The sequence below is a fragment of the Brucella gallinifaecis genome, assembly GCF_006476605.1.
GTDB classification, from domain to species: domain Bacteria; phylum Pseudomonadota; class Alphaproteobacteria; order Rhizobiales; family Rhizobiaceae; genus Brucella; species Brucella gallinifaecis.
Genome location: NZ_ML636802.1, coordinates 274,569 through 287,361, shown reverse-complemented (window position 1 = coordinate 287,361; position 12,793 = coordinate 274,569). Strand labels below are relative to the sequence as shown.

Genomic DNA, 12,793 nt, shown 5'->3' with positions numbered 1-12,793 from the left:
AACGCCGTTAACTATCCATCAAGGTTAATGCTCCATTATTCGCTATAGTTAAGTAATCGTTGCGAGTGGAGTTTGCGGTGCGTTTGGGTTCCATACGAGCGTTGTTTGGCCGGTCCAAATCCGTGACCGAGCCGGTATGGCACTATCCGGTAAAGGGCTATTGCCCGGAGGATGGTCGCTACTACGCCGTTCGCGCAAAGCCGCGCCCTGTTGTGCAAAAGCCGCATCGTCTGGTGCCGCTTGTTCTGGCTGCAATTACCTATTTGTTCAATTCCAATGCCATTGCCTTTCAGGACATGGCAAGCCTTGTCCCGAGTGCAGATATTGGCGGACATCGCTGGACGGCTTTTATTGCCAAAGCGCCGGTTGGTTCGCTGCATCAGGCCGAAATGCCTTTTGTCGATGCAACGACTGTAACGGGCAGCATTGCTGCAAGCGGGATCGAGGTGCCGGGTATTGGCCGAGTTGCGCTCACAGCGGGTATCAGGACGGCCAAACTGGGTGTTGATGATCCCGATCCCGATGAGAATCGCATTAATCGTTCTGACAAGACGGATCGTATCGTTTCTGTGAAGCCCAAGGCGCCTGCACGGGCATTCAATGCTGGCAGCATGTTTGAAAAAATCAGCATGATCACTGCGCCGCGTGAAAAGATTGATACCCGGATGGCATTTACCAAATCGAGCATTGAGGGGAAGGAGGTCAAGATTGCGATGGCATTTCACGCAGTCAAACCGCCCAAACCAAAAGCCGATCTACCGGTGCAACTGGCAAAACTTGTCAACAATGATCAGCCCGACGTTCTCGCGTTGGGCTATGCGCCCTCCAGGCCTGACTATGGCAAAACCTCTCCTTTCGAGAGCATCCTGACACCTCAGGCAGATAGTGGTCGTTTTGTACCTCCCATCAGCAAGCAGGACCATGAATGGGCTGCAACACCACTGCCAGCCGCGTCCTTTGGCTCTAAAGAGCAGAAGTGTCTTGCAGAAGCAGTTTATTATGAAGCGCGTGGTGAGAGCGTGAAAGGGCAGGTGGCTGTTGCTCAGGTTGTTCTTAATCGTGTTCGCAATCCGGCCTATCCGGGCACGATTTGCGGCGTGGTTTATCAAAATCGCAACTGGTTTAATGCCTGTCAGTTTTCTTTTGCCTGTGATGGCCAGAAACACCGTGTGACCGAGATGCCTCAATGGCGTATGGCGCAACAGGTTGCAAAAACCGTGACCGCAGGTCAGATATGGTTGCCGGAAGTGGGGTCATCAACCCATTATCATGCAACTTATGTCAGCCCTTTCTGGGCGCCAACCATGAAGAAAATGACCAGGATCGGTCTTCATGTGTTCTACCGCACTTATGGCGGTGGCTGGAGCTGATAAATCATCCGTGAACTGCGATCACTTTCGGACACATTTAATTGTCTGAAAGCCTGCTTGAAACACGTGCATAATGATGAATCTTTCTGCTCGTTTGCGCCCAATTCGATTCCAATTTTTGGCCCGAAATGCAGCTCAATCTCCAACTTTGGGTGGAAAATGAGTCGCATTAATAGCTAAATTGTTGAATTTAAAAGATAAAAAACCTTTTGAAGCAAGTGCTTGACCGCCTTGACTAGTGGGCGGTGTGTTAATATGTTGCGCCCAACTTGGAAATGGGCTTTCGACGCCCGCATTTCTTGCAAAAAGGAGCTGCCAATGACGAGCGGCACTGAGCCGGGAAAGAAACCCGGTGAAAGCAGAAATGTGGAAGGAAAAACTGTTTCCGGGGGGCTGGATCAGCGTTTGAATAGTCTTGAGGCCAAACTGGTTCAAAAAGGAATGTTCAAGCCGCCGGCTTCAGAGGATGGGCGATCGGAAACATCGGGTTCTGTCGCGCAGGCCATGAAACTCTCCAGTGAGTTTATCGCTGGTATCGTGGTTGGTGCGGTGATCGGTTGGGTTCTTGATCGCTATGCAGGCACTTCGCCATGGGGGCTGATTATTTTTCTCCTTCTTGGCTTTGGCGCTGGCACCCTCAATGTGCTCCGTTCCGCAGGTTATGTCGCCGATCAAGGCAACATTAAGACTGACGTGGAAAAGAGCGATAAGGAATAAGTCTTCGCGGACATTGTAAAAATCTTCGCGTATAGACCTTTGGACAAGCGAACCTCTGGTTCGCTACTGAAACGCCTTAATGGCAGGAACGCAGACGAGGTTAAGTTGGCCAACGATCCGATCCATCAGTTCCAGGTATCCCGGTTGATCCCGATCGACATCGGTGGTGTGGACCTGTCGTTTACCAATGTTTCGGCCTTCATGGTCGCAACCGTTGTGCTCGCATCAGGGTTTCTTTATTTTACCTCGTCGAGCCGTGGTTTGATCCCGAGCCGTTTGCAGTCGGTTTCGGAAATGGCTTATGAGTTTGTGGCATCAAGCCTTCGGGATTCAGCCGGTTCAAAGGGGATGAAGTTCTTTCCCTTTGTGTTCACGCTGTTCATGTTCGTGCTTGTTGCAAATTTCATTGGCCTGTTCCCTTATTTTTATACGGTCACAAGCCAGATCATCGTAACCTTTGCACTTGCTTTGCTGGTTATCGGTACGGTCATTGTTTACGGTTTCTATAAGCATGGTCTGAGCTTCCTCAAGCTTTTCGTGCCAAGTGGCGTGCCGGGCATCATTGTGCCGCTGGTTGTCGCCATTGAAATCATTTCTTTCCTCTCGCGCCCGATCAGCCTGTCCGTTCGTCTTTTTGCGAATATGCTGGCCGGTCACATCACGCTCAAGGTTTTCGCAGGCTTTGTTGTCTCGCTGAGCTCGCTTGGTGCGCTTGGTATCGGTGGTGCGATCCTGCCGCTTATCATGACGGTCGCGATCACCGCGCTTGAGTTCCTGGTTGCATTCCTCCAGGCCTACGTCTTTACCGTTCTTACCTGCATGTATATCAACGACGCAGTACATCCGGGTCACTAAAGCATGTTGCGGAAAAGTGGTTTACCGGTTTTCCGACAACAACATGCATTATGAAAAAATTTAAAGCGCTTTGCATGAAAACTATAAGTAATGCGCTTTGAGGTTCTAGCCGGCGGGTTTCCGCCAGAACAGAAATCCGCACTAATTTGCAATCCAGAAGGAGCTTTAACATGGAAGCGGAAGCAGCAAAGTACATCGGCGCCGGTCTCGCCTGTTTCGGTATGGCCGGTACGGCTCTCGGCCTCGGCAACATCTTCGGCAGCTATCTCTCGGGCGCTCTGCGTAACCCATCCGCTGCTGACAGCCAGTTTGGCCGTCTCGTATTCGGTTTCGCTGTGACGGAAGCTCTGGGCATCTTCTCGCTGCTCATCGCGCTTCTGCTCCTCTTCGCTGTTTAATCAACAGTCGCAAGAAACTGGCCTGCCGCGATCTGTATCCTGAAATGCAGCGCGGCTGGCCTTTGCATATGACGTCTGAGTGAGCATGTTCCGAAAATTCCGGCTCTTCTGCTGGCAAAGGAATATGCTGGATTAAAGGGGAAATCTGGATGTTCGTGTCCACGGCGTTTGCCCAAACCGCCACCGAATCGCAACCGGCACCAGCTGCTGGCGAGCACGGCGCAGCCGATGCTGTGCACACCGAAACCGGGGTCGCGCACGATGCCGGACACGGCAGCGGCGTATTCCCGCCGTTTGATTCCACCCATTATGCATCGCAGCTTCTGTGGCTGGCGATCACTTTCGGTCTTTTCTATCTGTTTTTGTCGCGCGTGGTTCTGCCGCGTATCGGCGGCGTGATTGAAAACCGTCGTGACCGTATTGCACAGGATCTGGAACAGGCTGCCCGTCTCAAGCAGGATGCGGATAACGCCATTGCTGCTTATGAGCAGGAACTGGCATCTGCCCGCGCCAAGGCTGCTTCGATTGCCGAAGCTGCCCGCGAAAAAGGCAAGGGTGAAGCAAATGCCGAACGTGCTGCTGCTGAAGCCGCACTTGAAGGCAAGCTTGCTGAAGCTGAAGAACGTATCGCTGCAATCAAGGCCAAGGCCATGAGCGATGTCGGTACGATCGCCGAAGAAACCACGTCTGCGATTGTTGAACAGCTTCTGGGAACCAAGGCCGACAAGGCTGAAGTGACCGCAGCCGTCAAAACCGCAAACGCCTGAGGAGACGAAAATGGATTCAACATTTTGGGCATTTATTGCTCTTCTTCTCTTCATTGCCCTGATTGTTTATCTGAAAGTTCCGGGGATGATCGGTCGCTCGCTTGATGAGCGTGCCGAAAATATCAAGAAGGAACTTGAAGAAGCCCGTACCCTGCGCGAAGAAGCCCAGCAGCTTCTTGCTGAATATCATCGCAAGCGTAAGGAAGCGGAAAAAGAAGCGGGCGACATCGTCGCTGCTGCAGAACGCGAAGCAAAGGCTCTTCTTGAAGATGCCAAGCGTGCGACAGAAGAATATGTTGTTCGTCGCAACAAGCTTGCTGAGCAGAAAATTGCAACTGCTGAAGTCGATGCAATCAATGCAGTGCGTGCTTCGGCTGTTGATCTGGCTGTCGCTGCCGCAGGCAAAATCGTTGCCGAGAAGGTCGATGCTCAGGTTGCAGGCACCTTGTTCAAGGATGCACTCGGTCAGGTTAAAACCAATCTGAACTGAACGCCTTTGATAGATTTTTAAAAACGCCGCCTCAAAAGGGCGGCGTTTTTTGTTGGATTGACTGGCGTTTTTTTTGAGAGGCCTGTCAAGAAGCCGGGCGGTTCTTGATGGGTGCAAATGTATAGCGGTGAATGCCGGGCACAGGGCCGGATGCTTCAATGGCTTGGCGGTGCTTGAGCGTGCCATAACCGGCATGGATTTCAAAGCCATAGGCTGGATGGAGCGCTCCGGTGCGAACCATCATACGATCCCGCGTGACCTTCGCCACGATAGAAGCGGCAGCAATGGAAATGGATCGCTGATCGCCTTTGACTAATGCGGTGCCGGGGCAGGTTAGTCCGGGCGGAACATCACGACCATCAATCAATGCATGATCCGGCTTGAGTGTCAGCCCCATGAATGAGCGGCGCATGGCTTCAAGGGCGGCTTTACGAATGTCGCTCGCATCAATACTGGGAGCACTCAGACTTGCAACGGAAATGCTCACGGCTTTGGCTAGTATAATATCGTAAAGCACTTCGCGTTTTGCTGCTTTAAGGCGTTTTGAGTCATCCAGACCTTCTGGAAGATCATCGGGATCAAGTACGACAGTGGCAGCAACAACCGGACCGGCAAGCGGGCCACGGCCAGCCTCATCAATACCGGCAATATGGCGAAGTCCCCGCATCAGATATTTTTTCTCTTCCGAGAAATCTGGCGCAAGTGGAATTTCGAAGAGGGGCGGAGAATCAGAATTCAAGCGTTTCATTTGGCGGTGATGCTCGCATTGCTTCTGATTCTCCGCAAGGTCCCTGCCGAGGGTTTTGGCGTAAAAGCAGGGACCATCCGTCTGAAAAAAATCAGACGGGGATTGAACGCACAACTGATAAATCATGCAGGTCTGGATATGGTTCAAAGACTGAAACATAATTGCGAAGGGTTATGTTCGGAGCCTAGGATCCTGACCCTAAAAGAGTGAAAGCTGCTTTCCTTCCTTTTCAACAGGCTCAAACAGGTCGTTGCGCAGTGGCACGCGCTTTGAGTTAAACCCGAGTTTGCGCGCACTGATCTCGAAACGTCGGCCAATCTGCCAGGCATAGGGTCCGGTACCACGCATGCGTTTGCCCCACTCAGCATCATAATCCTTGCCGTCACGCATGGAGCGCACAAGCGACATCACATGGCGATAGCGGTCGGGATAATTGCGCAGCAGCCAATCCTTGAACAATGGCGCCACCTCAAGCGGCAGGCGCAGCAATACATAGCCTGCTTCACGCGCACCTTGTGCATAAGCTGCATCCAATATGCGTTCGATCTCATGATCATTGATGCCCGGTATGACCGGTCCCATCATGACACTGGTTGGAATCCCGGCCTCGGTGAGTTTGCGAATAGCTTGCAGGCGCAATGTCGGGGTTGATGCACGCGGTTCCATGCTTCGCGCAAGTTTGGCATCTAAAGTGGTGACGGACAGCGCGACCTTGGCCAGCCCTTTTGCCGCCATGCGGCTTAAAATATCCATATCACGCACCACAAGAGCCGATTTGGTGACAATGCCCACCGGATGATTGGCCGCTTCCAGCACTTCCAGAATTTCCCGCATGATGCGCCATTTTTTCTCGATGGGCTGATAGGGATCTGTGTTGGTGCCGATGGCAATTGTCTTTGGCTGATAATTGGGCTTGGAAAGCTCGCGTTCCAGCAGGCGTGGAGCATCCGGCTTGGCAAACAGCTTTGCCTCAAAATCAAGACCGGCTGACAAGCCCATATAGCTGTGTGTCGGGCGTGCGAAACAATAGATGCAGCCATGTTCACAACCGCGATAGGGGTTTATTGAGCGGTCAAAGCTTATATCAGGTGAATCGTTACGCGTGATAATCGTGCGTGGCTTTTCTATCTGAACATCGGTCTTGAAAGCGGGAAGATCTTCAAGCGTTTCCCATCCATCGTCAAAATCATGGCGGGTGGTTGGTTCAAAACGCCCGGTCGGATTGATCCCGGCACCACGTCCACGCCTGCGAGAGTGATCAATACGCAGGCCTGTCTCATTGACGAGCACATTGGCGTGTTCTGCGCGTCCTGCTCCGAATGCTGCCATGTCTGCCTGCTGGATGATTTCCATAACCGACTCTCTCGTTGATGAATCTATTCCTATCCTGTTTTTTGGAACAAATCAAGAACATAAATCTGCGGCTTTTCGATTGCATGCGCTTCGTATAGAAAGGGCCATGCTTTCAATATTCATCTTCACACATAATTCTGAGAAACAATTGGCCTATACATTGTCGGCTCTTGTGCCTGTAATGGTGGATGGGCTGTTGCGTCGCGTTGCAATTATCGATCAGGATTCGACAGATAATACGTGCCTTGCAGCGCAAGGAGCTGGTTGTGCTGTTTATCAGACGGGCGAGCTTTCGCAGGCGCTTGCAGGCCTACGCACGGAATGGTTGCTGATTGTGCCACCCGGCGCCACTTTGGCTGAGGGCTGGGAAGATTCTGTCCGCCGGCATATGCAAACTGGCAGCCGTCCGGCGCGTTTTACACTGCCGGTTGAGAAGCGTTTTGCAGGTTTTGCAAAGCTTTTTGTCAGAGCCGCGCCACTGGAGGCAGGTTTGCTGGTGAAAGTTGATGCCGTTAAATCGTCATACCAAACTGGTGCTGAATTTCAAAATTGGCTTCACACATTAAAGCCATTGCGTTTGCCACAGTTAATTACACCGCCAGAAATGCCAAAAGGCGGAGCCTGAGCGGCTTCGCCTTTTTGTATTCTAAGGGTTTGAACGATTTTAGTTCTGGTAGCTTGAAGGCGATGCGTCGCCAAAGCGATGGGCAGAGCCGTCCTGATAGGTGTTCTGGCCGATCGAAGCGGTTGCTCTGTTATCAACCTGTTGCGTTGCAACTGGTGTACGTTCATTTGCATAAAGATCGGCTGGTTCACCAACATGTGGGTTTTCAGCGAAAGCAGCACCGGCGCTAAGAGCAACGGCAACGGCAGCGAGAGCAAATTTTTTCATTTTTCTATTCCTTGTTAATCACCCTATGGATGGCATTTGCGCTTCCGGCGGGGGCACCGGGATGACACTCATGCCATCCATCGGGGAGATATTGGGGGTGCCTTCTGGATCAGTCCATCAGGCGGGATTGTTCATTAATTTGATTTAGTTCTGGTAGCTGGAAGGCGATGCATCGCCGAAACGATGAGCCGAGCCATCCACGACCGAAGCCTTGCTGATGGAAGCAGTTGCAGTGCGATCGATCTGCTGAACAGCAACCTGTGAACGTTCATTTGCATAAAGATCAGCTGGTTCACCAACATATGGGTTTTCAGCGAAAGCAGCACCGGCGCTAAGAGCAACGGCAACGGCAGCAAGAGCAAATTTTTTCATTTTCTATCTCCTTGGTTTGTGTGAAGCGGCGATGTGTTCGTCGTTTCGATGAGCAAGAGATAGGCCTTTCGATCTGTGCTGCATAGACACTGTTTGGTTCACGCATTGTATCGAAATTAGTATACAATAAGCCCTTGTAAAGAGAGTTTAGCCTTATAACAGGCTATTTATTCTATTATGTGTGAACAGTATGGGGCAGAAAAAAGCACTTTGATCAGAGCGCAGATGGCGCTGTATGGCTTGCAATCACAAACCAGTCCGGCTTTTTTTCAAGAATATGAGAGGCGGCGGCATTGGCGCTTTGCTGGTCTTTATATATTGCAAAGCAGGTCGCGCCGGAGCCGGACATTTGCGTAAAAATCGCACCACTTTCCCGAAGAAGATCAAGTTTGTCATTGATTTGCGGGGCGAGGGTCAGCGCTGCGGGCAGCAGGTCGTTGCGGGTCGATCCGAGATAGGTACAGATGGTTTCAAGGCAGCCGCCAATAGGTGCAGGCAAGAAACCATTATCGCGCTTTGTCAACGCACGGAAGACATCGGGAGTGGCAATGGCTGTCCCGTCATTGACCAGCAAGAGGGGCAGTGATGGCATATTCGCTATTGGTGTGAGTTGTTCGCCGATACCGCGTGCAACAAGCGGCCCACCAAGAGCCGCCCCATGCAGACATATGGGCAGATCAGCGCCGAGCTTGAGGCCGAGTTCGGCAAGTATGTCGGGTTCAAGTCCAAGCTGCCAGATTTCATTAAGGGCCAGAAGCGTTGCGGCTGCATCGCTTGAACCACCGCCGATACCTGATGCAACAGGCAGATTTTTTTCAAGATGGATGGAAACGGGCGAAAGCGTGCGATTTGCATATGATCGTAATGCATCCCGGGCTTTGATAACCAGATTGTCTCCGTCGGGTGCTATGCCGTTCGCAAAGCGTCCGCTCATGCTGAAATTGTCTTCAGCAGCCTGTTGAATGCTGATGCGATCGCCGTAATTGGCGAATACGACCAGCATATCGAGCAAATGATAACCATCATCCCGGCGCCCCGTCACATGGAGCGCAAGATTGATCTTGGCCGGAGCTGTGTAGTGAACCGTTTGCGCGGCCTGTGCTGGACTGTGCATATGAGGGATTAATCAGGATCAGTCTTTTTTGACGTAATATTCGCCGGTCTTCGGATCCTGAACCAAAGTGCCATGCGCACGGTTCTGCGCTTCTTTTTCTGCACGGCGCACGCGCTGGGTCACACGTGTCGCTTCGCGCTTGAACGAGCGATAGCCGTACCAGGCGGCAGCGAGTATCAGCAGCAGAAAGATAAGCTGGGGCATGGCCTCTGGTCCTCAGTCTCTAATGAGATCCCGAATGCCTTTCGGGATCACGCAGGGAGCTTCTTCGCAGACAGTATAACACTAATCTGCATGCTTATGCATCATATCATGGTGAAATGATGAATTTCAAAGTCCGTATCGCGCCCAGAGCGCTTTTTCTTCTGCGACCGACAGCAAGCCATCACCAAGATTGGCGGCAATTGTAGCCGGGTCAATGCCACTGAGCGCGATTTCAACGCCGGGGGCTTTACGTCCCAACAAACCACGCTTGGGCTCGATCAGCTTCAGTTTCACCTTGTCGCCATAGGTCTTGCGCAGGAAACTGCGCATATCGCCAAGTCCATCGACCAGGCCCAGTTCCTTGCCCTTGCTGCCAGTCCAGAACAGGCCGGTGAACAGGTCTTCATCATCGGCCAGTTTGCTGCCGCGGCGCTCTTTGACCATGTCGATAAAGGTTGCGTGGATTTCAAGCTGAAGCGATTTGAGTCGCTCAATATCGGCCTCTTTTTCAGGCTGAAACGGGTCCAGCGTCGCCTTGTTCTGCCCTGCTGTGTAAACACGGCGTTCAACACCTATTTTCTTGAGCAATTCCGGGAAGCCGAAGGAAGCGGACACAACGCCGATGGAACCGACAATCGAAGACGGATCGGCAATAATTTCATCCCCGGCAAGGGCGATCATATAGCCGCCTGATGCGGCGGCATCTTCCACAAACACGAAAACACGCTTTTGATGCTCATCCGCAAGGTCGCGAATGCGGCGATAGATCAGGCGCGACTGCACAGGTGAGCCACCGGGCGAATTGATCGAAATGGCAACGGCAGGCGTTTCCTTGTCGTTGAAGGCTTTTTCAAGCACTTCGGAAGCACTGCTGAGCGACAGAGATGGCCGCAGTGCCGTGCCGCCACTCATGATGGCGCCATGCAGCCGCACGACAGGAATTTCTATTTCTTTTTTGCGAAAACGACGTGGAATGAAACGGCACAGAATTCCGAACAAATCAAACTCCAGATGAAGAGCGCATTCCGAAAATTGTGAAGCCATTTTCGGGCAGGATGCGCGTTAAAAATTTCGTTGGAGCGAATGTAGGAAGCCAACAGGCAAACATAAAGAGAAATGCCCGGAATTTTGTTCCGGGCATTGAATATTCGTTATTTTTTTGGCTTTGCCAGCATTCGCAGCAGCACGTAGCCACATATTGCGGAGAGTGCGGAGCCAGTAAGCACACCGATTTTCGTTTCCGCCTGCAACAATTCTGACGGATAGGACAAAAGCCCGATAAAGATGCTCATGGTGAAGCCAATGCCGCACAGGATTGCCACACCATAAAGCTGTGCCCAGCTTGCGCCCATCGGTTTTTGTGCAAAGCCGGTTTTAATCGCCAGCCATGCAGCACCAAACACGCCGATCTGCTTGCCGATGAAAAGGCCGAGCATGATGCCAAGCGGCAAGGTGTCGAACATGATGGAAGGCGTCATGCCGGAAAATGAAATCCCGGCATTGGCGAAACCAAACACTGGAACGATGATGAAGGCGACAGGCTTTGCCAATGCGTGTTCCAGCGTATGCAGTGGCGAGCTCATATCATCCGGCTTGGCTTTGGCAGGTTTGAGCGGGACCATCAATGCGCTCACAACACCTGCGACAGTGGCATGAACACCGGAGTTGAACACCAGAAACCACAATATAGCCGCGCCGATGAGATAAGGCAGCAAGCGGGAAACGCCCATACGGTTCATGGCAAACAGGATGGCCGCTGTTGCAAAAGCCGCGCCAAGGTAAGGCATGGATATTTCAGCGGTATAGAAGATCGCAATGATAACAACTGCGGCCAGATCATCAAGGATAGCAAGCGTTGCCAGAAATACTTTGAGGCTTGAGGGCACGCGTGATCCGAGCAGCGACAGGACACCGAGCGCAAAAGCGATGTCAGTGGCTGAAGGCACAGCCCAGCCGCGCACCTTTTCCGGGTCGCCATAGTTAAAGGCCACGAAAATCAGCGCAGGCACGATGACGCCGCCTGCAGCAGCAATTCCGGGCAGGATTCGATTGGGCCAGCTTGCAAGCTGACCATCGAGAAACTCACGCTTGATCTCAAGTCCAACCAGAAAAAAGAATATCGCCATCAGCGCATCATTGATCCAGTGCGACAGGCTGAGTGGGCCTATATAGAAATGAAGCGCATCAAAATAAGCTTTCGAGAACGGAGAGTTGGCGACGATCAGTGCCAGGGCTGCGGCGCCCATAAGCACGATGCCGCCAGAAGATTCGCTATCCAGAAAACGGCGCATGATGGATACAGGGCGGACAGTGTTCGGATTTGATGTCATTTTTTATGGTTATTCCTAAAGCAGCGATATCTGGCCATTGTTAATGGCGCTGGCACGTGGTGTAAAATTATTCCCCTTATCGCTGTGCAGAACAAGGGGTGACATGAGTGAAAGACCGGCCCGGCTACCGCGAATGCCGGTAATCACAATGCGAATGGCAGCAGATTCAGGGCGCGGCAGGATCGGAATGATTTTCAAACCGCCAAAACGCCGATCAAGCGCATTTAATAGGGATGAAAGCGAAGCAGGGCGTGCAATGATTGAAACGCCGCCGCCGGGGCGCAGCAGAGCCGATGCCGTGCGCAGCCATTGGTCAAACATACCTTCAGGCATGACATGGGCTTCAGCTTTTACGGGATCGGGTGTTGCGCGGTCGCTTGCCTCATTGAAAGGCGGGTTCATGATGACGTAATCGAAGCTGTTATCGATCAGGCCCGCGCTTGCGCGTGCCTTGCCGCTCAATGCAACATCGGCTTCCAGAATATCGATGCGATCACGCAGGCCGGTATTGAGTGGGTGGTTCACGCTTTTGTGGGCAAAATTGAGCATGAAGCCGGAGCGTTCGATGAGTGTCACGCGTGCATTTTTGCAACGCGCTACAACGGCAAGACCAGCCGCACCCGCACCGCTGCCAAGATCGGCGAGGCGGCCTGAGAAGAGGTCTGGTACGCTGCTGGCGAGAATCATCGCGTCGACGCCCGAGCGATGGCCTTTGATTGCGGGTTGCACGAGATGAAATGCACCACGATGAAACACATCCAGCGTTTCTTCCACGATGTCTTTTTCATGTCTGGGAAAATTACTTGTCATGATTTTTGAGTTCATGTTCCAGACCTGCATCGATCAGGATAGATCTGGCCTCATTCAATCTGTCTTTATCAACGAGAAAACGCCTTGGTATAATGCCCAGTGAGCCTTCGAGAATACTCATATTTGTATCGGCAATAAAGTAAGAGATGCCTGCTTCTTTCATCAGGCTTTCTGCCACAGACAGTAATACGGAATCATTTGTGCGCATAAGTTCGATCATTTCAACAATGTGTATTCAATAGACCGCATTGACAACTGCTTCCTTCAATGATGAACAGGCTCTGAATAAAAAGCTTGGGCGTTGCGGGGGCTGTCAGACGCTTTGAGCAGTATGGTTCGCGCTGATGGTTGGTCAGCAGCTAGGAGTTATGAC

General features: G+C 52.0%; 17 protein-coding genes. 7 read left to right on the top strand and 10 right to left on the bottom strand.

Annotated features, from left to right (window positions below; translation table 11 throughout):
• Nucleotides 1-77: 77 nt before the first annotated feature.
• From FHY56_RS06030 to FHY56_RS06005, 6 genes are all read left to right on the top strand, one after another.
• Nucleotides 78-1,370, top strand: a complete 1,293-nt coding sequence (locus FHY56_RS06030; protein WP_140904264.1) for a cell wall hydrolase — start codon at nucleotides 78-80, stop codon at nucleotides 1,368-1,370.
• 318 nt (nucleotides 1,371-1,688) lie between these two features.
• The gene (locus FHY56_RS06025) at nucleotides 1,689-2,087 is read left to right on the top strand and encodes an AtpZ/AtpI family protein (protein ID WP_140904263.1); all 399 of its coding nucleotides are present in this window, start codon (nucleotides 1,689-1,691) and stop codon (nucleotides 2,085-2,087) included.
• Nucleotides 2,088-2,192: 105 nt separating this feature from the next.
• Nucleotides 2,193-2,942 (top strand): F0F1 ATP synthase subunit A, encoded by a 750-nt coding sequence (locus FHY56_RS06020; RefSeq protein ID WP_140904262.1) that lies wholly within the window; start codon nucleotides 2,193-2,195, stop codon nucleotides 2,940-2,942.
• A 170-nt stretch (nucleotides 2,943-3,112) separates the two neighbouring features.
• Nucleotides 3,113-3,340, top strand: coding sequence for a F0F1 ATP synthase subunit C (locus FHY56_RS06015; protein ID WP_007632966.1), 228 nt, complete (start codon nucleotides 3,113-3,115; stop codon nucleotides 3,338-3,340).
• A gap of 149 nt (nucleotides 3,341-3,489) precedes the next feature.
• On the top strand, nucleotides 3,490-4,107 hold the full coding sequence (locus FHY56_RS06010) for a F0F1 ATP synthase subunit B (RefSeq protein ID WP_140904261.1): 618 nt from the start codon (nucleotides 3,490-3,492) through the stop codon (nucleotides 4,105-4,107).
• Nucleotides 4,108-4,117: 10 nt separating this feature from the next.
• Nucleotides 4,118-4,597, top strand: a complete 480-nt coding sequence (locus tag FHY56_RS06005; RefSeq protein ID WP_140904260.1) for a F0F1 ATP synthase subunit B — start codon at nucleotides 4,118-4,120, stop codon at nucleotides 4,595-4,597.
• A gap of 85 nt (nucleotides 4,598-4,682) precedes the next feature.
• On the opposite strand, the gene FHY56_RS06000 is transcribed toward FHY56_RS06005, so the two are convergent.
• Nucleotides 4,683-5,345 (bottom strand): ribonuclease HII, encoded by a 663-nt coding sequence (locus FHY56_RS06000; RefSeq protein ID WP_140904259.1) that lies wholly within the window; start codon nucleotides 5,343-5,345, stop codon nucleotides 4,683-4,685.
• Between the two features lie 198 nt (nucleotides 5,346-5,543).
• Nucleotides 5,544-6,698, bottom strand: coding sequence for a PA0069 family radical SAM protein (locus FHY56_RS05995; RefSeq protein WP_140904258.1), 1,155 nt, complete (start codon nucleotides 6,696-6,698; stop codon nucleotides 5,544-5,546).
• Between the two features lie 106 nt (nucleotides 6,699-6,804).
• Here FHY56_RS05995 and FHY56_RS05990 point away from each other — a divergent pair, with 106 nt between their 5' ends.
• Nucleotides 6,805-7,323, top strand: coding sequence for a glycosyltransferase family protein (locus FHY56_RS05990; protein ID WP_140904257.1), 519 nt, complete (start codon nucleotides 6,805-6,807; stop codon nucleotides 7,321-7,323).
• A 39-nt stretch (nucleotides 7,324-7,362) separates the two neighbouring features.
• Here FHY56_RS05990 and FHY56_RS05985 read toward each other — a convergent pair whose 3' ends face one another.
• The 8 genes from FHY56_RS05985 to FHY56_RS05950 all read right to left on the bottom strand — a co-directional run bounded on the left by FHY56_RS05985 (nucleotide 7,363) and on the right by FHY56_RS05950 (nucleotide 12,640).
• Nucleotides 7,363-7,590, bottom strand: coding sequence for a hypothetical protein (locus FHY56_RS05985; protein WP_140904256.1), 228 nt, complete (start codon nucleotides 7,588-7,590; stop codon nucleotides 7,363-7,365).
• A gap of 144 nt (nucleotides 7,591-7,734) precedes the next feature.
• Nucleotides 7,735-7,962 (bottom strand): hypothetical protein, encoded by a 228-nt coding sequence (locus FHY56_RS05980; RefSeq protein WP_140904255.1) that lies wholly within the window; start codon nucleotides 7,960-7,962, stop codon nucleotides 7,735-7,737.
• Between the two features lie 214 nt (nucleotides 7,963-8,176).
• Nucleotides 8,177-9,076 (bottom strand): 4-(cytidine 5'-diphospho)-2-C-methyl-D-erythritol kinase, encoded by a 900-nt coding sequence (locus tag FHY56_RS05975; protein WP_140904254.1) that lies wholly within the window; start codon nucleotides 9,074-9,076, stop codon nucleotides 8,177-8,179.
• Between the two features lie 18 nt (nucleotides 9,077-9,094).
• Nucleotides 9,095-9,280, bottom strand: a complete 186-nt coding sequence (locus FHY56_RS05970; RefSeq protein ID WP_140904253.1) for a hypothetical protein — start codon at nucleotides 9,278-9,280, stop codon at nucleotides 9,095-9,097.
• Nucleotides 9,281-9,406: 126 nt separating this feature from the next.
• Complete coding sequence (locus FHY56_RS05965) at nucleotides 9,407-10,279, bottom strand: S49 family peptidase (RefSeq protein ID WP_140904252.1); 873 nt, start codon at nucleotides 10,277-10,279, stop codon at nucleotides 9,407-9,409.
• A gap of 152 nt (nucleotides 10,280-10,431) precedes the next feature.
• Nucleotides 10,432-11,610 carry a Na+/H+ antiporter NhaA gene (gene nhaA / locus FHY56_RS05960; RefSeq protein WP_140904251.1) on the bottom strand — a complete coding sequence of 393 codons (1,179 nt, stop codon included), beginning with the start codon at nucleotides 11,608-11,610 and terminating at the stop codon, nucleotides 10,432-10,434.
• Nucleotides 11,611-11,625: 15 nt separating this feature from the next.
• Nucleotides 11,626-12,420 carry a tRNA1(Val) (adenine(37)-N6)-methyltransferase gene (locus tag FHY56_RS05955; RefSeq protein WP_140904250.1) on the bottom strand — a complete coding sequence of 265 codons (795 nt, stop codon included), beginning with the start codon at nucleotides 12,418-12,420 and terminating at the stop codon, nucleotides 11,626-11,628.
• Nucleotides 12,410-12,640: a putative signal transducing protein gene (locus FHY56_RS05950; protein WP_140904249.1), complete on the bottom strand. Its 231-nt coding sequence runs from the start codon at nucleotides 12,638-12,640 to the stop codon at nucleotides 12,410-12,412. The genes FHY56_RS05955 and FHY56_RS05950 overlap by 11 nt, the downstream gene beginning before the upstream one ends.
• Between the last annotated feature and the right edge of the window lie 153 nt (nucleotides 12,641-12,793).